General features: G+C 65.3%; 21 protein-coding genes. 5 read left to right on the top strand and 16 right to left on the bottom strand.

Features of this window, described 5'->3' with window-relative positions; genetic code table 11:
- Positions 1-66: 66 nt before the first annotated feature.
- From ACVIJ6_RS26860 to ACVIJ6_RS26845, 4 genes are all read right to left on the bottom strand, one after another.
- Complete coding sequence (locus ACVIJ6_RS26860; RefSeq protein WP_456775171.1) at positions 67-783, bottom strand: DnaJ domain-containing protein; 717 nt, start codon at positions 781-783, stop codon at positions 67-69.
- A 101-nt stretch (positions 784-884) separates the two neighbouring features.
- Complete coding sequence (locus ACVIJ6_RS26855) at positions 885-1,643, bottom strand: VWA domain-containing protein (protein ID WP_456775170.1); 759 nt, start codon at positions 1,641-1,643, stop codon at positions 885-887.
- Positions 1,644-1,793: 150 nt separating this feature from the next.
- A complete protein-coding gene (locus tag ACVIJ6_RS26850; protein ID WP_456775169.1) occupies positions 1,794-2,681 on the bottom strand; it encodes an alpha/beta fold hydrolase in 888 nt (295 codons plus the stop codon).
- Between the two features lie 483 nt (positions 2,682-3,164).
- Positions 3,165-4,085 carry a division plane positioning ATPase MipZ gene (locus ACVIJ6_RS26845; protein ID WP_456775168.1) on the bottom strand — a complete coding sequence of 307 codons (921 nt, stop codon included), beginning with the start codon at positions 4,083-4,085 and terminating at the stop codon, positions 3,165-3,167.
- Positions 4,086-4,345: 260 nt separating this feature from the next.
- Here ACVIJ6_RS26845 and panC point away from each other — a divergent pair, with 260 nt between their 5' ends.
- Positions 4,346-5,197: a pantoate--beta-alanine ligase gene (gene panC, locus ACVIJ6_RS26840; protein WP_456775167.1), complete on the top strand. Its 852-nt coding sequence runs from the start codon at positions 4,346-4,348 to the stop codon at positions 5,195-5,197.
- A gap of 8 nt (positions 5,198-5,205) precedes the next feature.
- On the opposite strand, the gene ACVIJ6_RS26835 is transcribed toward panC, so the two are convergent.
- From ACVIJ6_RS26835 to mgtE, 8 genes are all read right to left on the bottom strand, one after another.
- Complete coding sequence (locus ACVIJ6_RS26835) at positions 5,206-5,646, bottom strand: DUF1489 family protein (RefSeq protein ID WP_456775166.1); 441 nt, start codon at positions 5,644-5,646, stop codon at positions 5,206-5,208.
- Positions 5,647-5,664: 18 nt separating this feature from the next.
- The gene (locus tag ACVIJ6_RS26830; RefSeq protein ID WP_456775165.1) at positions 5,665-6,654 is read right to left on the bottom strand and encodes a hypothetical protein; all 990 of its coding nucleotides are present in this window, start codon (positions 6,652-6,654) and stop codon (positions 5,665-5,667) included.
- Between the two features lie 287 nt (positions 6,655-6,941).
- On the bottom strand, positions 6,942-7,133 hold the full coding sequence (locus ACVIJ6_RS26825; RefSeq protein ID WP_012044794.1) for a hypothetical protein: 192 nt from the start codon (positions 7,131-7,133) through the stop codon (positions 6,942-6,944).
- Between the two features lie 218 nt (positions 7,134-7,351).
- Complete coding sequence (locus ACVIJ6_RS26820) at positions 7,352-8,011, bottom strand: glutathione S-transferase family protein (protein ID WP_456775164.1); 660 nt, start codon at positions 8,009-8,011, stop codon at positions 7,352-7,354.
- A gap of 104 nt (positions 8,012-8,115) precedes the next feature.
- Positions 8,116-9,006, bottom strand: a complete 891-nt coding sequence (locus tag ACVIJ6_RS26815; protein WP_456775163.1) for a hypothetical protein — start codon at positions 9,004-9,006, stop codon at positions 8,116-8,118.
- Between the two features lie 147 nt (positions 9,007-9,153).
- Positions 9,154-9,972 carry an aldo/keto reductase gene (locus ACVIJ6_RS26810; protein ID WP_456775162.1) on the bottom strand — a complete coding sequence of 273 codons (819 nt, stop codon included), beginning with the start codon at positions 9,970-9,972 and terminating at the stop codon, positions 9,154-9,156.
- Between the two features lie 74 nt (positions 9,973-10,046).
- The gene (locus ACVIJ6_RS26805) at positions 10,047-10,337 is read right to left on the bottom strand and encodes a helix-turn-helix domain-containing protein (protein ID WP_012044798.1); all 291 of its coding nucleotides are present in this window, start codon (positions 10,335-10,337) and stop codon (positions 10,047-10,049) included.
- 81 nt (positions 10,338-10,418) lie between these two features.
- The gene (gene mgtE, locus ACVIJ6_RS26800; protein ID WP_456775161.1) at positions 10,419-11,837 is read right to left on the bottom strand and encodes a magnesium transporter; all 1,419 of its coding nucleotides are present in this window, start codon (positions 11,835-11,837) and stop codon (positions 10,419-10,421) included.
- Between the two features lie 109 nt (positions 11,838-11,946).
- On the opposite strand from mgtE, the gene ACVIJ6_RS26795 reads away from it, so the two are divergent.
- Positions 11,947-12,783, top strand: coding sequence for a polysaccharide deacetylase family protein (locus ACVIJ6_RS26795; protein WP_456775160.1), 837 nt, complete (start codon positions 11,947-11,949; stop codon positions 12,781-12,783).
- Positions 12,784-13,008: 225 nt separating this feature from the next.
- On the top strand, positions 13,009-14,199 hold the full coding sequence (locus ACVIJ6_RS26790; protein ID WP_456775159.1) for a polysaccharide deacetylase family protein: 1,191 nt from the start codon (positions 13,009-13,011) through the stop codon (positions 14,197-14,199).
- A 66-nt stretch (positions 14,200-14,265) separates the two neighbouring features.
- Here the strand turns inward: ACVIJ6_RS26790 and ACVIJ6_RS26785 are convergent, their stop codons facing one another.
- Entirely contained in the window at positions 14,266-14,640 is a 375-nt protein-coding gene (locus ACVIJ6_RS26785; protein ID WP_456777090.1) for a hypothetical protein, read from the bottom strand.
- A gap of 338 nt (positions 14,641-14,978) precedes the next feature.
- Here ACVIJ6_RS26785 and ACVIJ6_RS26780 point away from each other — a divergent pair, with 338 nt between their 5' ends.
- Positions 14,979-15,935 (top strand): IS481 family transposase, encoded by a 957-nt coding sequence (locus ACVIJ6_RS26780; RefSeq protein WP_456775158.1) that lies wholly within the window; start codon positions 14,979-14,981, stop codon positions 15,933-15,935.
- Here the strand turns inward: ACVIJ6_RS26780 and ACVIJ6_RS26775 are convergent.
- From ACVIJ6_RS26775 to ACVIJ6_RS26765, 3 genes are read right to left on the bottom strand one after another with little or no spacing between them, the layout of a single operon-like run.
- Positions 15,932-17,170 (bottom strand): NAD(P)/FAD-dependent oxidoreductase, encoded by a 1,239-nt coding sequence (locus ACVIJ6_RS26775; protein ID WP_456775157.1) that lies wholly within the window; start codon positions 17,168-17,170, stop codon positions 15,932-15,934. The two genes, ACVIJ6_RS26780 and ACVIJ6_RS26775, sit on opposite strands and share 4 nt — an antisense overlap.
- A 17-nt stretch (positions 17,171-17,187) precedes the next feature.
- Positions 17,188-17,538, bottom strand: a complete 351-nt coding sequence (locus tag ACVIJ6_RS26770) for a RidA family protein (RefSeq protein ID WP_456775156.1) — start codon at positions 17,536-17,538, stop codon at positions 17,188-17,190.
- Between the two features lie 37 nt (positions 17,539-17,575).
- Complete coding sequence (locus ACVIJ6_RS26765) at positions 17,576-19,072, bottom strand: amidase (protein ID WP_456775155.1); 1,497 nt, start codon at positions 19,070-19,072, stop codon at positions 17,576-17,578.
- Positions 19,073-19,277: 205 nt separating this feature from the next.
- Between ACVIJ6_RS26765 and ACVIJ6_RS26760 the strand changes: the two genes are divergently transcribed.
- Positions 19,278-19,943: a helix-turn-helix domain-containing protein gene (locus ACVIJ6_RS26760; RefSeq protein ID WP_456775154.1), complete on the top strand. Its 666-nt coding sequence runs from the start codon at positions 19,278-19,280 to the stop codon at positions 19,941-19,943.
- The last annotated feature ends 342 nt before the right edge of the window (positions 19,944-20,285 follow it).

The following is a 20,285-nucleotide window of genomic DNA, read 5'->3' as shown; positions in this document are numbered from 1 at the left end:
CGCGGAGCACACGATGCCGCGGTGGAAGCGGATGTCGGTCTTGTGGCGTTGGTGGCGTTGCCGGAGTTAGCCGTGATGCGTACGAAGCAGAGTATCCTTGGCCTCGTTCACCCGCGCGGCGAGATACGTCGACCCCCCCTGGTCGGGATGCAGTTTCTTCATGAGCGCACGGTGGGCTCGACCGATCTCGTCGCGCCCCGCGCCCGGCTGCAGGCCAAGGATCTGATAGGCCTCCTCGTCCGTCATTTTGGAGCTCGCCGCCGCGCGGCGCTGCCGCCCTGCCGCGTCGCCCTGCGCGTTCTGACGCCATCCGGGAAACCGGCGGTCCAGATAAGTTTCAAGTAGGACCACGCTGTCCGCGTCGAGGCTCGAAATCGTCGCCGCGAGCTGCGCCAGATCGAATTCGTCCAGCGAGCGGCCGGCATGCGCGCCGGCGACGAAACGTCCCTCCACGCGACCGCTGTCGTGATCGAGCATCATCTCGATGAATTGCGAACGCACCCGCGAGCCTTGACCGCCGGAGCGCTGCGACCCCAGCCCGAACATGTTTCCGAAGCTGCCGAGGCCCGCCGGGCTCCAGCCCAGCAGCCCCGCTCCGAACAGGCCGATGGGAATGGCGACCACCAGCTCGCCCTTGATCCCGGTAAAGGCCGCGGCGGCCAGACAGCCGATGCCACCGGCGACCTTGATCGCGCGCGCCAGCGCGGCCGGGTTGGCGTTCCGGAACATCTGCAGCAACAAATAGAGGGTGACGACGGCGACAACGCCAGCGATCAGTGTCATCACTGGAATATAGGGCTTATCGGGAAAAAAGGCATCGTGCTGCGGACAACTCGGGGCGCCAACGCCCTCTCCGCCGCTGCGCACGCCAGATCGCTTTGCCGCTACCTCATTTGGCCGAGCAGCAGGGCCGCTCCGGATTCGGCCGCGGCCAGCCGACGGAGAGCCTCGCGGCCGCCGGCAGCGTAGGCCGCGGCGGCACGCAACAGATCGCGCAGCTGCGCCGCCGCGCCGGGATCGAACCGGCACCAGGCGCCGCCTGACAACCGCGCCATCTCGCGAAACGCCTGCTCGGCCGCCGGGTCGTTGCCCTCCTGGAACATGAACAGCGGCACCTTCAACAGTCCGAGTTCGCCAGCCCTGGCGCACAGATCGTCGACGCTCTCCTCCATCGCATCGCCGACGAACACCACCGCGCGAATTCCCTCGGCGGTCGCGTTGCGTCGCGCCTCGCCAAGGATCTTGCCGATCTGGGTCTTGCCGCCGCGGCAGTCAATCTTGCCCATCAGCCGCGCCAGCTCGCTGCTGTCGGAAATCCATCCAGTCGCACGGCACTCGCTGAAGCCGCGATAATAGACCAGCCTGATGTCGAGACTGCCGAGCGCCGCGGCCTCGCGAAACATTTCCGCCTGCAGCGCGCAGGCCATGTCCCAGGTCGGTTGCCGGCTCAAGGTCGCATCGAGCGCGAAGACGAGACGGCCCCTGGCGCTCTGGGTCGCGGGCGCCATGGCGCGGACCTGGGCAACGAAAGCGGCAATCGCATCGGCGCCGGACGGCTCGGCCTGCGGCAGCCGTTCGTCGGACGTCCCCTCACGCGGAGACGTTTTGGATCCGAAACGAGGTTTGGAAGGGACGTCGCTCATCACGCACCTGTTCGATGCGCCTGATGTGGGCAGCGACTCCGCGACCTTCAATGCACCGCAAGGACCATCGGCTTGTCATGGCGGCAGTCATGGCCGGCCGCACCGCCCGGCGCAAACTCAGGTCCGCGAGTTCAAGTTCGCAAGTTCAGGTCAATGCGTCAGCGGCTTGGCCGCGGTGGCGGCCTTGCCGACCGGCGCATAGGGCGCGACCGGTCCCGGATCGAGCAACGGCGTCTTGGTCTTGACCGGGGAGATGGCGCTCGAGGTGTCGCTGTCGGCCAGGAACTTGTCGAGCATGGCCTGGATCGACTGCTTGGCGTCGTCGGGGCCGGTGTCGCGCATGTCGTTATGCTGGAAATCGGTGTTGACGACGGTGATACCGGTCTTCTCGCAGATCTCGTCATCCGGAACGACGCCGGGATCTGGCTTGAACACCGGGTCCTTGGAGCGGAACGAGAGGATCTTGAACCGGCCGTCGGTCACGAACGGCACCCGCAGATTGTCGAGCGTGACCACCTTCCGCACATCGTCAGGATACTGCTTGGCGAAATACATCGAGATGTCGCCGCCCATTGAATGGCCGACGATGGTCAGATGATCGTAGTCGGCATTCGGCTGCAGCTGGCGCATCTGCTCAACGGCGAATCTGATGTTGGCAACGCCGCGCTGGATCTGCGGCAGGCGGCCGACATAGAGCTCGCCCGCCTTGGTCACCATCGGCGCGTCGGTCGGCAGGTCATGTTGAATGCTGACAGCCATGTAGCCGCGTGCAGCAAACACGTTGGCCAGGAACGAGTACTCGGTGAACTTGACGGTGTTGCCGTGGTTGAGAACAGCGACCGGCAGCTTGATCATGCCGGCTTCGGCCTGCATCTCCCGGTCGCGACGCACGGCGATATCGACCTCGACCAGCCGGTTACCGCGGGAGGAATCATAGAACCGCACCGTCTCGTGGCGGATCGCCCACTTGCTCGCCGTGAAGTAGCCGACGGTGGCCAGAACGCTGACAGACAGAAGAACGGCAATTCCACGCTTCATGTTCGTCCCTCGGGGTCCGCAACCCAAAGTCGCTTGAAACCTGTAAGACTCTCGCAGCCCGTTCTGTTGAATATATATAACGGCCCTGTGACAGAAAGGCTAAATGTTGTGTATCCGACGCCCGTTCGTTGTGCGGCGCACCTAGTTGCTGTGCAGCATGGGCCCAGCCGCCCTTCCATGAGATTTCAATCGTGAACGTCACGTTCAAATCCGTCAGGAATTTGACGGCAATCTAGCGATTACGCCCGTTTCCGCCTTGACCTGAGACAAATATGGCCAAAAGCCCGGCTGGCCAGTCCCAGGGCTCACGATGCGGAGCGGTCACCAAACACCGTCGCCTCGATTGTGAGCGCAGCGCTGGCACCCGTCCAGGACGCACAATGTCTCAGGCGACGCAGCGTCTCAGACCGGTGCCGGGTCACGCCGCCTCGGCCCGGCTGTGGGGCAAATCAGTCAGGTTCAAATCAGTCAGCGCTGACGGGCTCAGGCGCTGATGATGTCGTGCAGATCAAGCGGCTTGTCGACCTGGGCGAACCATTCGGCGCGATTGGCGGCGCGGCGGCGGCCGCGCTCGTCCAGCGGTAGCTTGAGCTGGCGCAGCAGACTCGTGACCTCCTCCCGGGCCGTGACATGGCCGAGATTGGGGCGGGTGCCGAGCGTCGCCTCGTCGATATCGTCCAGCGCCGTCAGTCCGCGCGGGAAGAATTCGCGATAGACGACGCGCTCGGCGAAGCCGTCGATGGCGCGGAAGCCGAGCCGCAGCGACAGCTCCTTCAGACCGTCGGCTACCAGCTGCTTGTTGCGCGAACCGAGCATCGACAATCGGTTACGGACGACGATCCAATCCGTCATCGCGCCGTCCACCTGGCGGCGCTTGCGCCGGACGTCGCGCACCATTTCGGCATAGTGGCTCTCACCGGTCACTGCATAGGTCGCAGGGTCGACGGTTCCGAGCACGTCGAAGTCGAGAAAGCTGTCATTGATCGGGGTGACCAGGGTGTCGGCCATCGAATGCGCGAGACGCATCAGGTAGCTGTCATTGCCCGGCGTATCGATCACGATGAAATCGAATGCATGCTCGACGGAGCACACCGCTTCCATGAACTGCTGGAATTCGGCTTTTTCATTCTCATCGATCTGCAACGTCTGGCCGAGCTTGATGCAGTAGTGAGTCGGCAGCTCGAGATGCAGTCCCGTCCGCCGCGCCCAGGCGCTGCGGTTGTTGATGTAATGGGTGAAGCTCTGCTGGCGGGAGTCGAGATCGATCGTGGCGACACGCTGACCTGCCTTCAAAAGCGCCACGGCAATGTGCAGAGCGGTCGTCGACTTGCCCGAACCGCCCTTCTCGTTTCCAAGCACAACCACATGGGCCGAGCCCGATTGTCCCTGGCTAGTCTGCAGCATGTTTTCGACCTCTTACGATCATCTTCGAGTCACGGTCGGTTGCGGTCAAGCGAAATACATCATCATCGTAAATCCACGGGGGGGGCGCATCCACCGCTACTACTTGATGTGCGCGTTTACCTACTCCGCATCGGCTGCGCAGACGTGCTAACAGAGGTGTTCAAGTCAGCTGAGCAGCGTCCCGCCTTTGTTAAGGGCGGTTGCCCGAGCGTCAAGGCCGAACGGAAAGACGGCGATTTTTCCCTGGAGACCGAGCAAAAATGTCACGAACACCATGTGTCGCCCGCAGTCTTTCCGCGCTTCGCCGCGAGCTCGACAGCCTGCGCGCGAGAAAGGCCACCGTTGCGCTCGTGCCCACCATGGGGGCCTTGCATGACGGCCACATCTCGCTCGTGCGACAGGCGAAGCGCCGCGCCGACAAGGTCGTCGTCTCGATCTTCGTCAATCCGACTCAATTCGCGCCGACGGAGGATTTCGGTGCCTATCCGCGCACCTGGAAGGAGGATGTTGCCAAGCTCGCGGCCGAGCGCGTCGATCTGATCTGGCACCCTGACGCCAAGGCGATGTATCCGGATGGCTTCACGACCCGGATCGTGCCGGAAGGCCCAGCCTTGGCCGGACTCGAGGATCGCTTTCGCCCTCACTTCTTCGGCGGCGTTGCGACCGTGGTGGCGAAGCTGTTCGCACAATGTCGTCCCGATGTCGCGATCTTCGGCGAGAAGGACTATCAGCAGCTCCGTGTGGTCACGCAGATGGCGCGCGATCTCGACCTCGGCGTTCGCGTCGTCGGGTCGCGTACGGTGCGCGAACGCGACGGGCTCGCGATGTCGTCGCGCAATGTCTATCTCAGTGCAGACGAACGCCGCGTCGCTCCGACACTTCACCGTGCGCTGAAGGAACTCGCGAGCCGGCTGCGCGCCGGCGGCGACATGCAGGACGCCCTTCGTGACGGCGCCGCCACCATCACCCAAGCCGGATTCGACCTGGACTATCTCGAGGTGCGCCACGCCGAGACGCTGGCCCCTGTCACGCAGCACGAGTCCGGGCCGAGGCGCATCCTCGTCGCCGCCCGGATTGGAACGACGCGGCTCATCGACAACATCGCGGTGTAGAGGCTGCGCTACAGCAGCCCGAGATCGCGCAACTCGCGCCGCAGCGGTTCCGGCATGGCTTCGAGCCCCGCGGCGCTGGCCTTGCCGAGATCGGCCGGCGCGTCCTCGGGGGTGAGATAGCGCCAGCCCTGGAACGGCCGCATCGGCCGCGGCGACACCGCGATCACCTTCGGCTGCATGATCAGGCGGCAACGCCCGATGCCGTCGCCATCCCGGAAGGGCTCGATGCCCACGATCTTCTCACGCGCGGCGACCTCGCCGCGGATGACCCAATAGAGCGAGCCGCCGGCGAGGATCTCGTCGACCCGCTTCGGGGTCATACGCGTGACATGGACATGCTGCTGCGGCAGGCCCTTCTTCTTGGCCGCGAGCATGCGCTCCGCGATCCATTCCTTCAGCTCTTTGACCGACTCGCAGCCGACGGCCAGCTTGATCAGATGCAGCGGCATGACGCGGTTCGACCAGCCTTATTCATTGTTCGCGGCGGGCTCTGCAGCCTCCGGCGCAGCCTGCGGAGCGGCAGCGGCGGGCTTCGGCTTGGGTGCTGCCTTCTTGGCCCCGACGGGCGCCTGGGCATGGCTGGCAGCAACGGTCGGCGGCGGTGCCGGTGCAGGAGCAAGCTGGGTGGGTGGCTTCGGAGCCGCCGGCGCGGGCGCAACCGAGCGCGTCGAGGCCGTGGGCTCAGGATTCATGATGCTGACCGCGGGCGTGTTGGCCGAGCTGGGGAACTCCGCGTTGGTCGGCTTGCCGGTCGGCGCCGACGTTGCCATGCCGGCGAAAGTCCCTGCGGCGGCCGATTGGGCGGTCTGGGCGGCCGGCGCATTCCATTGCGAGGCGTAGCGCGTCACCAGCCCTTCATAGGTCCGGCCTTCCATGTTGTTGACGAGTTGCTGGCGATCGCTGACCGCCCGGAACATCACGCAATCGGTCGGCGTGCAGCGGTCGCGCGTCAGCAGCACATAGGCCATCAGGCCATAGCGGTCGCGCTCCACCGCCCGTCGCAGCGCGAGCAGTTCCGCGGTCATCACCTTGTTGGCGCTCGCGAGGTCGCCCGCCTGGGCGAGGCGGCTCAGCATCGCCGCGGCATAGCTGACGGCGGCGGCCGTCATCTCCGGCGATCCGAACAGGTTCTTCTCGCAATTGGACAAGACCAGATCACCGGCGAGATCATCCACGCAAGCGAGGCCCGGCGGCGAAAAGCTGACGGAGGCCGTCGAAGCGGGATCGCTACCGCCCCGCGCGCCCTGATCCTGGCTTCGCATCATCGACGCCACCGCGATGCCGACGGCCAGCAAGGTGATGACCGTGAGCGCGCCATTGGCAACCGACTTCTCGGCCCTGAGCAGGGTGGCCAGCACGATCAGGGCGAAGAAGCCCGCCGCGGCCACGGTGAGCCACATCGGGAAAGCCGGTGAGTTCAAGAGCTGGTCGAACGAGGAAGGCCAGATCGAAGTCATGCGCGCTGATTCCTGCCGCGGGCCGTCGAGAACGGCCCTGATGGCGTCCTGCGATGGGGCGCCCGTGAAACGATCACCATTCCCAAACTATCACCCATCCATCACGGCCCCGCCCCATGATAAGACGATTCCAGGCCCGTTGCGGGCACAGGATGGTGCGCAGCTACCCGCTATCCCCAACGCGATCGCACCGCGGTCGCGTTCAGGCTTGGCAGCGACAGGCTGCGCCGCGGCACTGCCGCCTCTCGATCACCGACCGGCCGCGTCCGCCGACGCCGCCAGCCTCTTCAAGACAAGGCCAATTGGCTCTCTCTGGCAACCCGCTCAAAGGCTTCCGTCGAGCTTTTGATCCGGTACTGGCAGTCGTCGCCTTCTGTCGGAAGTTGCCGGACGATCTCATAGGTGCCGCTGGCCGCCGGGCGCGAGACGTTGCTCGCGGTGAAATAGACCGTCGTCCCGATCGGGAACTTGTGTTTCAACGCCCTCTCCTGCTCGCGTGCCGGCAAGAGCCCCTGGTCCCGCTGCCCGGGCCGGCGTGTCTTTATAACATTGACGTCTATAGCACGCCGGAGCGGGTTTTGACCAGCGGACTCCCGCCCGGCAACGCGGAGATTGCAAGCTTCTTCAACGAGATGGCGCCGTAACCGGTATTCCCGGACTAACAGGCGCGACCGGGAACCGGCCGCCCCCCCGCCGGTCAGACCTTCTCGACCCGCTCGATGATCCATGTCTCCGCCAGCCCGGCCTCGACCCAGGCGACGAAAGCCGGCATCGCCATCATCGTTTCCATATAGGCCCGCGTCTCGGCCACGACCGGAACCGCGAAGGTGTGGAAACGGGTGACCACCGGGGCGAACATGGCATCCGCGGCGCCGAAGCGGCCGAACAGGAACGGGCCCCCGCTGCCGAAACGGTCGCGGCAGTCACGCCAGATGTCCTCGATCCGCGCGATATTCGCCTTCGCATCTGCAGAAAGATCGACCGGGCGCACCGGCCGGTGCAGATTCATCGGGCATTCGTTGCGCAGGGCCTGGAAGCCGGAATGCATTTCCGCGCACACCGAGCGCGCGTGAGCGCGCGCCCCCGCCTCGCTCGGCCACAGTTTCACCTCGGGATAGCGCTCGGCGACATATTCGATGATCGCAAGCGAGTCCCACACCGTGACCGCGCCATCGATCAGGACCGGCACCTTGCCGGCAGGCGAATGCTTGAGGATGCGCGCCTTGTCGGCGGGATCGTCGGTGTAGAGCGGGATCACGATCTCGTCGAAGGCGATGTCGCAGCCGCGCAGCGCTAGCCATGGCCGCATCGACCATGAGGAATAGTTCTTGTTGCCGACCACCAGCTTCAGCGTCATGTCGCCATCTCCGTCCTCGTCCAACATCCAGCCGGCGCGGACTCACACGCGGCACGCGCGCCGACTGCAGCACGCATACAGGCGGGCCTCGACGGCGTCGACGATCAGCCGCCGAAATCCTGCGGCGAAAACGACAATTCGAGCACTTTCCACTCGCGATAGCGCGATGACGGCAGCATCGCATAAGGCTGGCAGGCCGCCAGCGCCTCCATCGCGCTCTGCTTCAGCTGCAGCGCCTTGACCGAGGCGGTGCCGGCGATCAACAACGGCTCGGCCGCAAGTCGCCCATCGGGGGTCATCGCCACCCGCAGCTTCACCATCACATTGTCGGCCGGAGACACCGTGGCGGGCAGACGCGCGCAGGACTTGAGATGGCGGCGAAACACGGCGACCAGATCTTCGGCAAGATTCGTGGTCGCCGTCGGCCCGGCATCGTCGCCCGCCCCATCGCCCGCCGGCGGCAGCGGCGCGAGCGGTGCCGGCAGCCCAAGCATGACGCCATATTTGACCGTGAGATCGGGCTCCGCAGGCACATAACTTGGTGAGGGAGCCGGCACCGGTTTGGTTGCGGATTTGGCGTCGGCGGCTTTCGATTGTGATTTGGCCGGAGGCTTCGTCTCGGCTTTGGAGGACGGCACCGGCGAAGGCTGCTGCTGCGCCTCCGGCGGAATCGGGGGCTTGGGCGTCTCCTTGGCCGTTTCCTTGGCTGCCTCCTTGGCATCCTGCGGCGGCGGGGCGGCCGGCGGCGGAGCAGCGGCCGTGGGCGACGGAGTGGCCGCCGGCTGCGGCAAGGTCAAATCACGCGTGGGCGACGGCGGCGGCAGTTCCGGCGTCTTCTGCGGCTCGTCGGCATCGACGATATCGACCGGCACCTCGTCGGCCTTCGGCAGCTCGTAGGGCCGCACCACGGTCGAGACCACGATCCCGCCAGCGATCAGAAGGTGCGCCAGCAGGGACGCAGCGATGCCCCAACGGATGAACTGCCAACGTTCCATGCTGCTTCACTACATCCGCGCCTGAGCGAACGCGCGCAGCGCGCGATCACCCCGATCATGGACAGGGCCCACGGCGCCAGCCGCCGTGCGGCCCGCCGGCCGCTCCCTGTCACATCGCGCTGTAGCATAAAGACGCGGGCGCCGCCCTCAATCCCATTTGGGCGCGAAGGCGAAGTCGGTCATCCGTCCCCCCGCGCTGCCCATCGCAAAGATGTCGGTCATGTCCTGCTCGGACAGCTCGAAATCGAACACGTCGAGGTTCTCGGACAACCGTTCGATCTTGGACGTCCGCGGGATCGCCACGACGTTCTGCTGCACCAGCCAGCGCAGGCAGATTTGCGCCGGGCTCTTGCCGTGGGCGTGGCCGATCCGGGTCAGGGTTGGATCATTCCTGATCTTGCCCTTTGCGATCGGACTGTAGGCGACCATGGCGAGGCCGTGCCGCGCGCAGGCCTCGCGGATCTTGGTCTGCTCCAGATAAGGGTGATACTCGACCTGGTTGCACACCAGCGGCTCCGGCGAGAGCGCCACAGCCTCGTCGAGCAGAGCGACGGTGAAATTCGACACGCCGATATTTCGCGTCAGCCCAAGCGTCTTGGCATGCGCCAGCGCGCCGAGCGTCTCGGCCAGCGGCACGTGTGAATTCGGCCAGTGCAGCAGCAGCAGATCGACGTCGCTGACGCGCAGCCGGACCAGGCTCTCCTTGGTCGAGCGTTCGAGATCGTTCGGCGCGAAATGCGTCGTCCACACCTTTGTGGTCAGGAACAATTCGCTGCGCCGGACGCGTGAGGCGCGCAGGCCCTCCCCGACCTCCTGCTCGTTCTCATAGACCTGGGCAGTGTCGATGTGACGATAGCCGAGCGTGAGCGCCTGCTCGACGATGCGGGCGCAGGTGCGTCCGCGCAACTCCCAGGTCCCAAGACCCAGGGCTGGAATCCTGGCACCATTGGCCTCGATCATCAGCATGGCCGTGCACTCCAGATACGTGCAACATTATGCATGCCACACGCGAACCGTGCCACGCTCGGCCGGTTTTTAGCTTAAGTCTTAGCTAAGGCCGCGAACACGGTATCGGGGGCATGCGCAATGACCGTGAGCAAAGCGCGGGCGGGTCCGCGCGGCATGCGCTTGCCCTGCTCCCAATTGCGAATCGTCTCGACCGGCACGCCGAGCTTGGCGGCAAATTCCTGCTGGGTCAGGTGCACCCGTCGCCGGAGATCGCGCACTTCGAGTGGCGCGACCGGCGCGGTGGTCGCAGGCGCCAGCGGAAACTCGCCGCCGTCGCGCAGCTCCACGATTCGTCCGTCTGCCTTCAGCCGTAAGCGTTGCATGATCCGACTCCGTCTCGGACGACAGTGTCGCCGAGCCGCGTTAAGGCTGGATTAACGATATAAGTCGTTCGGACAGTGGGCTTATTTCAAACCGAACCAGAGCGTCGCGATACCCAGGAAAGAGAAGAAGCCGACCACGTCGGTGACCGTGGTGACGAAGGTTCCAGAGGCGACGGCCGGATCGGCGCGTACCCGTTCGAGCACCATCGGGATCAGGATGCCGCCAAGCGCGCCGGCCACGAGGTTGGAGATGATGGCGAGCCCGATCACGATGCCGAGACCCGGCGTCTTGAACCAGGCGACCGCGGCGATGCCGGTGATGAGCGCGAAAGCGAGCCCGTTCACGAGGCCGACCAGCGCCTCGCGCATGACCACGCGCATGGCATTGTTCGGTCCGAGCTCGCGGGTGGCGAGCGCCCGCACCGCGACCGTCATGGTCTGGGTCGCGGCATTGCCGCCCTGGCTCGCCACGATCGGGGCCAGCACCGCAAGCGCCACCATCTGCTGCAGCTGGCCTTCGAACAGCCCGAGCACCGAGGAGGCCAGAAAGGCGGTGGCGAGGTTGATCAGCAGCCAGTTGAAGCGGCCCTTAGCGATGGTCCAGAAGCTGTCGGACAGTTCCTCGTCGCGCGACACGCCGCCCAGCGCCTTGAAATCCTCATCGGCCTCCTCCTCGATCACGTCGACGACATCATCGATGGTGATGACGCCGACCAGCCGGTTCTCGGCATCGACCACCGGGGTTGCGACCAGATTGTACTTGCCGAACAGCCGCGCCACCTCGGCGAGATCGTCGGTGACGGTGACGCGGCGGCGATCCTCGTCGATCAGTTCGGCGAGCGGCGCGAGACGCCGGGCGCGCAGCAGCGCGTCGAGCGCAACCGCGCCTTGCCAGTGCCGCGCCTCGTCCACGGCATAGATCTCATAGAAGCGCTCGGGAAGGTCGGGCGTCTCGCGCATGTAGTCGAGCGCCTGGCCGACGGTCCAGGCCGGCGGAACCGCAATGAACTCGCTCTGCATGCGCCGGCCGGCCGAGCCTTCGGGGTAATCCAGGCTGCGTTCGAGGACATCGCGCTCCGAGGGCGGCAGCCGCTCGAGGATCTCCTCCTTGTCCTCTTCGTCGAGGCTCTCCAGCAGTTCGACGGCATCGTCGGACTCGAGCTCGCGAACGCCCTCGGCGACGGTCGCAGGCTCCAGCTCCTCGAGGATCTCCTCGCGGACGGAATCGTCGACCTCGTTCAGTGCCGAGAAGTCGAAATCGGTGCCGGTCAGCTCGACCAGACGGACGCGCTGCTCGGGCGCGAGCGCGGCGATCAGGTCACCGAGATCCGCCTCGTGCAACTCGGCGACTTCCGCGCGCAGGAACGCCTCGTTTTCGGCGACAATCGCCGCCGTGATGGCGTCGATGAACTCAGTGCGAATCTCGCCGGAATCGGTGCGCATCGCGGCGCGATCGGATAGAGTCACACCTGGGGGGGCAACGTCCGATGTCTCGTTCATGACGTGCCTCACGAGCGGAATGCAGAGCAATTGGTCTGATTTGTGCTTTCACGCATTACATAATGGGCAACAGCGAGCGCAACGGGAAAAGATGCCTCGGACGCGACGGATGGTGGGATGGGTAAATGCAGCCGCGATGGCGGCCGCGCTGCTTGCGGGGCACTGCGCCGCGGCTGCGTCCGCCGAAGCCTGTCCGCGCGAAGGCACTCTCGGCACCTCGCGCGTGCTGAGCGTGGACCCCAAGCACTATCCGCGGGTCGGCCTGAAGAGCTTCCCTGACACGCTGCCGCTGCATGACGGCGAAGTGGTCCTCACCTTCGATGACGGCCCCTCGCCGCCTATGACCAACAAGGTGCTCGCAGCACTCGCCCGGGAATGCGTGCGCGCGACATTTTTCCTGGTCGGCAAGCCGGCCTCTGGCCGCGCCGCGCTGGTGCAGCGGATCGCGGCGGAGGGCCATACGATCGGCCATCACAGCTTCACGCATGCGCATTTTGCGCACATCACGCCGGAGCAAGCGGTCGAGGAGATCGATCGCGGCATCGCAGCCGACGAGAAGGCGCTCAACGGCATCGAGACCACCACGCCGTCGACGCCGTTCTTCCGCTTCCCCTATTTCGAATCGACGCCGGCTGCGCTCGATCTCCTGGCCTCCCGCGGCATCGCCGTGTTCGGCGCCGATCTCTGGGCCAGCGACTGGAACCCGATGTCGCCACAGCAGACCCTGAAGCTGCTCACCAGCCGGCTGAACCAGGCCCGCAAGGGCATCATCCTGCTGCACGATCCGCAACCACGCACGGCCGCGATGCTCCCGGCCTTCCTGCGCTATCTCAAGGAACACGGTTATCGCGTGGTCCATGTGGTGCCGGCCAAGGCCGACGCGCAGCCGCAACAGCACAGCGAAACACCGTCCGGTGCGGCCACGCCGCCCCTGGAAGGCGGTTAATCCACCGTTCAGGCGCGCCGGCTAGGCTGGAACGATGTGCGGCGCTTGCAAACCGGCAACAGCCATGCGCAAACCGGAACGCAAGGCGATGTGATGTCGCCGCCACCAATCATCCCTGCTATGCCTTCCTCCTTGTGGCGCGGTGTGATGTCCACGATATATCCGGGACCATCGAAGCGCCTGACCCAGCGGAGTCTGGCCATTACAGAGAATGCGGGCAGCGTGATGCGTGATCGTGCGTGGGCTTGGGTCGGATCGCCATCGTCATGGGTCGCGTTGCTGCTCGGCGCCCTGACCGCTGTCGGCTCAGGCCTGGGATTCCCGGGGGCCGCTGCGGCCGAGTGTCCCGGCCATCCCAATGCGCTCGGCACGTCGCGCGTCCTGGTTGTCGATCCGCATGAGCATCCGCGCATCGGCGCGATGCAGTACAAGGAGACCTTGCCGCTGCGGGACCACGAGGTGGTGCTGACCTTCGACGATGGTCCACTGCCGAAATACAGCAATCAGGTGCTGCAGATCCTCGCCGATGAATGCGTCAAGGCGACGTTCTTCACGATCGGCCGCCAGGCCAAGGCGGATCCCGAAGGTGTGCGCAAGCTCGCGGCGGCCGGCCACACGATCGGCACGCACAGCCAGAACCATCCGCTGAGCTTCAACCGGATGACGCTGGACCAGGTCAAGCCCGAGGTTGATCAGGGCATCGCCTCCACCGCGGCCGCGCTCAGCGATCCCTCGGCGTTGTCGCCGTTCTTCCGCGTGCCCGGCCTGCTGCGCGGCGAGGCGGTCGAGAGCTATGCCGGCGCGCTCGGTCTGCAGATGTGGAGCGCCGACTTCCTTGCCGACGATTGGCGCAGCATTTCGGGCAGCAAGGTCTATGAGCTCGCGATCAAGCGTTTGGAAGCGCGCGGCAAGGGCATTCTGCTGCTGCACGACATTCACGCCCGCACCGTCGCCGCGCTCCCGAAGATCCTGGCCGAGTTGAAGGCCAAGGGCTATCGCATCGTGCATGTGGTGCCGGCGACGCCGGATCGTCCGGCCACGCCCACCGAACCCGATGACTGGCTGGTGCATCGTCCATCCGATGAGACGCCGGTCGCCAAATGGCCTGCGATTACGCCGGTCGATCTCGCTGCTGCCGACACCCGTGCCCGCGCGACATTGGATGATTTCGGCGTGCTCGGTCCATTGCCGGCATCGCGAGCGGCGCCCAAACCGGCATGGCCGCGCCCAGCCTTGGGGTCGCGGATCGCGACTGCACCCGCCTTGCCGGCTCCCTCGGCCGATCTGTTCGTCTGGCCACCCGCAGCGCCGCTGGCATTGCTGACGGCGCAGCGCCGTCAGGTCGCCCGCGTCGAGCGTCCGGCCGTGAAGCCCGCGCCGCGCCCGGTTCGCATGGCCAGCCTGAAGCGGCGCTGAGGCGCGTCTGCAGGATTCGCCCGAGATCGCCTGATGGGGCTCGGGCGTATCGCTGCGGGTGCGTGATCAGTTGGTGACGAGCTTGCTGACGCAGAGGATGACGGCGGCTGCGAGGAAGAACAGGTCCATGTAGGACTTCTTCTCGCCGTCGCGCCGCAGCGAGCCGACATCGTTCATGGTCTGCTTGTTGACGACCTGACTGACCGGACCATCGCCGAGCATGCCGGCGAGGCGGCGAACATCGCCTTCGAGCTTTTCGATCCGCCCGAAGAAGTGGAACGAGCGAACGACCGTGACCGCACGCATGCCGGCATAGAGCAGGATGACCAACGCAAGAACCGCACGGTTCTGATATTTCTCGATGTAGTTGAGGCTCATATAGACGGCCCCGAGAAATACGAAATTGGAAACGAAGCGGTAGGCTAGGCCCGCGAAGTTCATCTGTTTACCCCACATGATGTCTGGATCACTGGCCGACAACAGAACTCACGAACCGCGTTCGCCCCCGCGTTCCGGCCCAACCAGCGCGACCCTAGGAGCGCCGGCTTGCGAATTCGTGAAGTGGGAGATTTTGACAGAACCGACCGGCTCGCTTGGTAAACGACTGGCTGAGCTTTGCAGCCGGCAATTGAAGCCTATTTAGATCACTCCTTTTCGAACATTGCTTCGCAACAACCGTGCGTGGACGCGCCTAGGTGTGGTCTTCCAGGAGGTTGTCCATCCGGTCTGAACCGAGGAAGCTGAGGTTGCGAAGCTTCAGTGTTCCAAGGAGAGACCAGATGGACGTCCACAAGAATGCGCCTATGACACCGAAAGGTCGAGAGGCGATGGTGCGCAGTGTCGTAGACGGTGGGCTGAGCTATGCTGAAGCTGCTTACCAGTACAATACGACGCCGAAGACCGTAGCCAAATGGGTGAGGCGGTTCCGCGAGGAAGGTGTCGAGGGATTGCTCGATCGCTCCTCCAGACCGCACTCATCGCCAGGCCAAACCACTGCTGCCACATGTACCGCTATCGAGGCTCTGCGCCGTCAGCGCCACACCGGCAAGCAGATTGCGGCTGAGGTTAAGGTGTCGCCGGCCACGGTCAGCCGCGTTCTGCGACGGCTGGGGCTGAACCGAATCCGTGATCTGGAGCCGATCGAACCGGTGCGTCGCTATGAGCACGCTGCGCCCGGCGAGATGATCCATATCGATATCAAAAAGCTCGGCCGTTTCGCGCAAAGCGGCCATCGCGTCACCGGTAATCGGAACGGTTATAGTCATTGTCGCGGTCTTGGCTGGGAGTACATGCATGTCTGCATCGATGACCACTCCCGTGTCGCTTTTTCACAGCTCAAGCCGGATCAGACCGCCGAGAGTGCTGTTGCGTTTCTCAAGGCCGCTGTCGCTCACTACAAGAGCTTGGGCGTTACCGTCACCCGCGTCATGACTGACAACGGAGGCTGCTATATCGGCTTCGATTTCGATAAGGCCTGCCGCGATATTGGTCTCAAGCATATCCGCACCAAGCCCTACACGCCCAGAACCAATGGCAAGGCTGAACGCTTTATCCAGACAGCGCTCCGGGAGTGGGCTTATGCACACACCTATCCCACTTCCGATCAGCGCGCCGCGCAACTGCCCATCTGGCTGCACCAGTATAATTGGCACCGGCCTCACGGCGGCATAAACTCCCAGCCGCCTATCAGCAGACTCGGTTTAACCGAGGACAACCTCCTGAGGCTCCACACCTAGGCACCGAAACGCGCCGGCGAGAGAGCATCGACCGCGACGCCGGGCGCTTCGCCGCTCATCAGTTCGGCCAGGAGACGGCCGGTCGCCGGCCCCAGCGTGAAGCCCTGATGACCATGGCCGAAATGCAGCCACAGCCCCTTGTGCCGGGCGGTCTCACCGACCACCGGCAGCATGTCCGGCATGCAGGGCCGCGTGCCCAGCCAGGGCTGCGGCTCGACCGGCTTGCCGAGATCGATCAGCTGCCGTGCCGCAGCTTCGGCTTTGCCGAGTTGCACCGGCGTCAGCTCGGCGTCCGGCGCCGACAGCTCCGCGCCGGTGGTGATGCGCACGCCCTTGGCCATCGGATTCATCAGATAGCCGAACGCCGCATCGCGCAGCGGCAGGTCGAGCGGCGCTCCGCCGCTGTAATGCCGATGATAGCCGCGCTTGCGCACCATCGGGATGTCATAGCCGAAGCGCTGCAGGAATGTCGGCGACCACGGCCCGAGCGACACCACCGCGGCCTCGGCTTCGATCCGCCCCTCATCGCTGATGACGCTCCAGCCGCTGCCCTGCTGGGCCAGCGTGGTCGCATCGCCGCGCAAGAGCTTGCCGCCGCGGCGCACGAACAGCTCGGCATAGGACGTCACCAGGCTGCCGGGATCGGACACGGTCCACGGCTCCTGCCAATGCAGCCCGCCAATGCCGCTGTCGTTGAGGCCGGGCTCGGCCTTGGCGAGCTCGCCTGCGCTGAGCACCTTGAACTTGACGCCGAACGCCTTGCCTACGGCCTCGGCGTCGTTCACTTCCTTGTCGAACTGCGCCTGGTTCCGGTGCAGTACGCGAAAGCCGTCGCGACGCACGAGATTGCCGGCGCCGGCTGCTGTGATCAGCGGCTCATGCTCCGGCGCGGCGCGCGCGATCAGCTGCGCATAGGTGCGTGTCAGCACCTCGTGCCGGGCGGGAAACGAGTTCCACCAATATTGCAGCAGCGGCCGCATGTGATACGGCAGCGCCGTCAGCTGATAATGGACGTCGTTGGTGCGTGCCAGCGCGATGTCGAGGACACCGGCGAGATCATAGGGCATCGCATAGGGCCTGACGGCCTCGCTCTGGATGATCCCGGCATTGCCGTAGCTGGTCTCGCGGCCCGGCTCCTTGCGGTCGACCACGGCGACCGACCAGCCACGGCTCTGCAGATGCAGCGCCGTGCCGACGCCGACCATGCCACCTCCGAGAACGATCGCGCTTCGCATCGTCATCACTCCTGCTCTCAGCTTCGCGCCGCCGCGACGACCGTGATCTCGATCTTCACGTCCGCCATCATCTGTGCCTGCACCGTGGTCCGCACCGGCAGCGGATCCTTGAAATGCTTGCGATAGGCTTCGTTGAACGCCGCGAAATCGGCCTTGTCGGCGAGATGCACCATGCAGGACACGACATCGTCGAGCGACAGGCCGTCGCCTTCGAGCGTCTCGCCGATCAGCTTGAACGTCAGGTCGGTCTGCGCCGCGATTCCTTCCGGGATGGTGCCGTCATCGGCGACCGGCACCTCACCCGAGAGGAACACCAGCCCGCCGGCGCGGCGCATCAGCGAGAACGGCCAGGAGGGTGAATCGGACATCGCTATCTCCAGATAGTGTTGATCATGACGGCGCGCTTCAATCCCACGCCATGAAGCCGGGTGCCTGGGCGAGCGCCGGCAGCGCGGCGAGCCTGGCGAGATCCGGCTGCGGCCGGCACAATTCGGCGTCGTCAGCGAAAGCCCGTTCCAGGGCCGCGGCAATGCCGAGCACCAGCGCATCGCCGCCCCGCGGGCCGACGATCTGCAGACCGAACGGCAAACCGTTCTCGTCGCGGCCGAGCGGCAGGCTCAGCGCGGGATGGCCGGCGAGCGTCACTGCATAGGCCAGCGCCAGCCAATGGAAGTAGGATCTGGTCGGCACGCCGTCGATCTCGGCCGGATAGAGCTCCGACCACGGCCGCGGGCTGAGCGTGATGGTCGGGCTGATCAGCACGTCATGCGCGGCGAAGAAGCTCTGATAGGCGCGGTAGATCCGGGTCTGGTTGGCCGCCGCGCGCGAAAAATCCTCGAGGCTGTAGGACAGCCCCTCCTCGACATTGGCGCGCACATTCGGCCCCAGCATCTCAGGCCGTTCGCGATAGTTCTTGCCATGCTGGGTGAGGAACAGCGAGGCGCGCAGCACCGCGAAGGTCTCGTCGGCGCCGCTGCAATCCGGCGTGGCTTCGCTGGCCTCCGCAAACAGCGGCGCGATGCGCGTCACCCGCGCGCGAAAGGCGCGGCGGATCAGCGCTTCCGTCGGCGCGAAACCGAAATCCTCGGTGAAGGCCAGGCGCAGCCTGCCGAGGTCGACCGTCGGCGGCACGGCCCAGCGCGAGGGCGCGCCGCGCACCGCCTCGCCGGGCAGCGTGTAGGCGAGCGGATCGCGCGCATCGTCGCTCGCCATCACCGACAGCATCAGCGCCGTGTCGGCCACATTGCGCGCCATCGGCCCGTCGGTCGACAGGCACGACCAGCCATGAGCGCGCTTGTCGCTGGCGACGAGCCCGTAGGACGGCCGCATGCCGACGATGCCGCAGAAGCCGGCCGGATTGCGCAGACTGCCGCCGGTGTCGGAGCCCGAGGCCAGCGGCGCCATGCCACAGGCGAGCGCCGCTGCCGAGCCGCCGGAGGAGCCGGCGGCCGAGCGCAGCGGATCGAACGGATTGCCGGTCGCACCGAACACAGGATTACGCGTGTTGCCGCCCGCCGCCCATTCCGGCGTGTTGGTCTTGCCAAAGATGATGGCGCCCGCCGCGCGCAGCCGCGCCACCGACGCCTGGTCGGCCACCGGCACATTGTCGGCCAGGATCGGGCTGCCATAGGTGGAGCGCATCCCCGCGGTGTCCTTGGTGTCCTTGATCAGCACCGGCAGGCCGTGCAGCGGCCCTTTGTCCTCGCCCCTGACGAGCTCGGCCTCGGCGGCCTTGGCCGCCGCCCGGGCCCCCGCCTCGTCCAGGGTCACGACGGCATTGACCGCCGGATTGACCACGGCGATCCGTTCGAGGCACGAATCGAGCAGGTCGACGGGGGAGATCTCCTTTGTTTTCAGCAGCTTGACCAGCTCGCCGGCGGTGTTGTCGCAAATCGATGCCAAGGGACTTCTCTTTCCGTTTCGGAAAACTATTTAGCATATAAGAAATCAAATGCACGATGTGAAAACGCAATGTTCCACCGCTGCTCATGCATGACCGCCGACGGTCGAGGCAGCTGATTGAATTGGCTGGTGTTTCGCGCGAGATTAGCCGTCCGCCTTGCGCAACGAGAAACGCGATCCGCTAACGGATTTTCCGGAGTCCCCTGTGACCGATACCGCTGTCAGCGAGTCCGCCTCCGAAAGCCCTCATTCCCAGCTCGGCCTCTGCCTGAAGGCGGCCCGGCAGGCGCGCGGGCTGACCCTGAAGCAGGTGGCGGAGAAGACGGGCATGGCGCTGTCGACCCTGTCCAAGGTCGAGAACGGTCTGATGTCGCTGACCTATGACAAGCTGCTGCAGCTGACCTCGGGCCTGCAGATGGACATCGCCGAGCTGTTCAGCCCGGCCGCATCACGCTCCGAGCCCGGCCGCCCCGTCACCGCCCGCCGCAGCATCAGCCGCGCCGGCCAGGGCCAGGTGGTGAACACGAGGTTCTACACCTACGTCTATCAGTGCACCGATCTGATCGGGAAACGCATGGTGCCGATGATCGCTGAGGTGCGCGCACGCACGCTTGACGAGTTCGGTCCCCTGCTCCGCCACAGCGGCGAGGAGTACTTCCTGGTGACCCGCGGCACCATCGCCGTGCACACCGAGTTCTACGCCCCCGAGATCCTGCACGAGGGCGACGGCATCTATCTCGACAGCACCATGGGCCACGCCTACCTCAACGCCGGCGAAACGGAGTCCGCGCAGGGCGTGTGCTTGTGCACGAGCGAGCAGGCCGATCTGTTCGAGCAGTTGCACCGGATCGCGAAGAAGGATGCGGTGTAAGCTCGGAATCGAAGCGGCCTCGTCGCTGGCCACATCGGCTGAATCAGTTTGGCCGCGTTTTCAAGACGACGCCTCGCGTGCTGAGCGGCGATAAGCCCCGCGTCCATTCTCGACCTGCTCCACGACAGCGAGATTCCTCGCGCTTCAAGAATGCAGAAGGACGTTTGTTTCTCCAGACGTTTCAGCGACCTACCCACTGTCCAGTCCCGCCAGAGAAAATATTCCGCTTTCGTTTTTCCGAAACTCATGCTTCTCTACCCCCGTCCTGCCTCGGCACGAGGGGCGTATCGCGATCGTCACGGCACGCGGGGTGGGATGCGGTGGGCGCGTGGGTCTCGCAGC

The organism is Bradyrhizobium sp. USDA 4369 (assembly GCF_054056435.1).
The sequence above is the reverse complement of the archived record's forward strand: the minus strand, read 5'-3'. Positions and strand labels throughout refer to the sequence as shown.

What these genes read in the sequence shown, in the direction of transcription:
- ACVIJ6_RS26860 (WP_456775171.1), bottom strand. Translation starts at nt 783, where the DNA reads ATGACACTGATCGCTGGCGTTGTCGCCGTCGTCACCCTCTATTTGTTG.
- ACVIJ6_RS26855 (WP_456775170.1), bottom strand. Translation starts at nt 1,643, where the DNA reads ATGAGCGACGTCCCTTCCAAACCTCGTTTCGGATCCAAAACGTCTCCG.
- ACVIJ6_RS26850 (WP_456775169.1), bottom strand. Translation starts at nt 2,681, where the DNA reads ATGAAGCGTGGAATTGCCGTTCTTCTGTCTGTCAGCGTTCTGGCCACC.
- ACVIJ6_RS26845 (WP_456775168.1), bottom strand. Translation starts at nt 4,085, where the DNA reads ATGCTGCAGACTAGCCAGGGACAATCGGGCTCGGCCCATGTGGTTGTG.
- panC (WP_456775167.1), top strand. Translation starts at nt 4,346, where the DNA reads ATGTCACGAACACCATGTGTCGCCCGCAGTCTTTCCGCGCTTCGCCGC.
- ACVIJ6_RS26835 (WP_456775166.1), bottom strand. Translation starts at nt 5,646, where the DNA reads ATGCCGCTGCATCTGATCAAGCTGGCCGTCGGCTGCGAGTCGGTCAAA.
- ACVIJ6_RS26830 (WP_456775165.1), bottom strand. Translation starts at nt 6,654, where the DNA reads ATGACTTCGATCTGGCCTTCCTCGTTCGACCAGCTCTTGAACTCACCG.
- ACVIJ6_RS26820 (WP_456775164.1), bottom strand. Translation starts at nt 8,011, where the DNA reads ATGACGCTGAAGCTGGTGGTCGGCAACAAGAACTATTCCTCATGGTCG.
- ACVIJ6_RS26815 (WP_456775163.1), bottom strand. Translation starts at nt 9,006, where the DNA reads ATGGAACGTTGGCAGTTCATCCGTTGGGGCATCGCTGCGTCCCTGCTG.
- ACVIJ6_RS26810 (WP_456775162.1), bottom strand. Translation starts at nt 9,972, where the DNA reads ATGCTGATGATCGAGGCCAATGGTGCCAGGATTCCAGCCCTGGGTCTT.
- ACVIJ6_RS26805 (WP_012044798.1), bottom strand. Translation starts at nt 10,337, where the DNA reads ATGCAACGCTTACGGCTGAAGGCAGACGGACGAATCGTGGAGCTGCGC.
- mgtE (WP_456775161.1), bottom strand. Translation starts at nt 11,837, where the DNA reads ATGAACGAGACATCGGACGTTGCCCCCCCAGGTGTGACTCTATCCGAT.
- ACVIJ6_RS26795 (WP_456775160.1), top strand. Translation starts at nt 11,947, where the DNA reads ATGGTGGGATGGGTAAATGCAGCCGCGATGGCGGCCGCGCTGCTTGCG.
- ACVIJ6_RS26790 (WP_456775159.1), top strand. Translation starts at nt 13,009, where the DNA reads ATGCGTGATCGTGCGTGGGCTTGGGTCGGATCGCCATCGTCATGGGTC.
- ACVIJ6_RS26785 (WP_456777090.1), bottom strand. Translation starts at nt 14,640, where the DNA reads ATGAACTTCGCGGGCCTAGCCTACCGCTTCGTTTCCAATTTCGTATTT.
- ACVIJ6_RS26780 (WP_456775158.1), top strand. Translation starts at nt 14,979, where the DNA reads ATGGACGTCCACAAGAATGCGCCTATGACACCGAAAGGTCGAGAGGCG.
- ACVIJ6_RS26775 (WP_456775157.1), bottom strand. Translation starts at nt 17,170, where the DNA reads ATGCGAAGCGCGATCGTTCTCGGAGGTGGCATGGTCGGCGTCGGCACG.
- ACVIJ6_RS26770 (WP_456775156.1), bottom strand. Translation starts at nt 17,538, where the DNA reads ATGTCCGATTCACCCTCCTGGCCGTTCTCGCTGATGCGCCGCGCCGGC.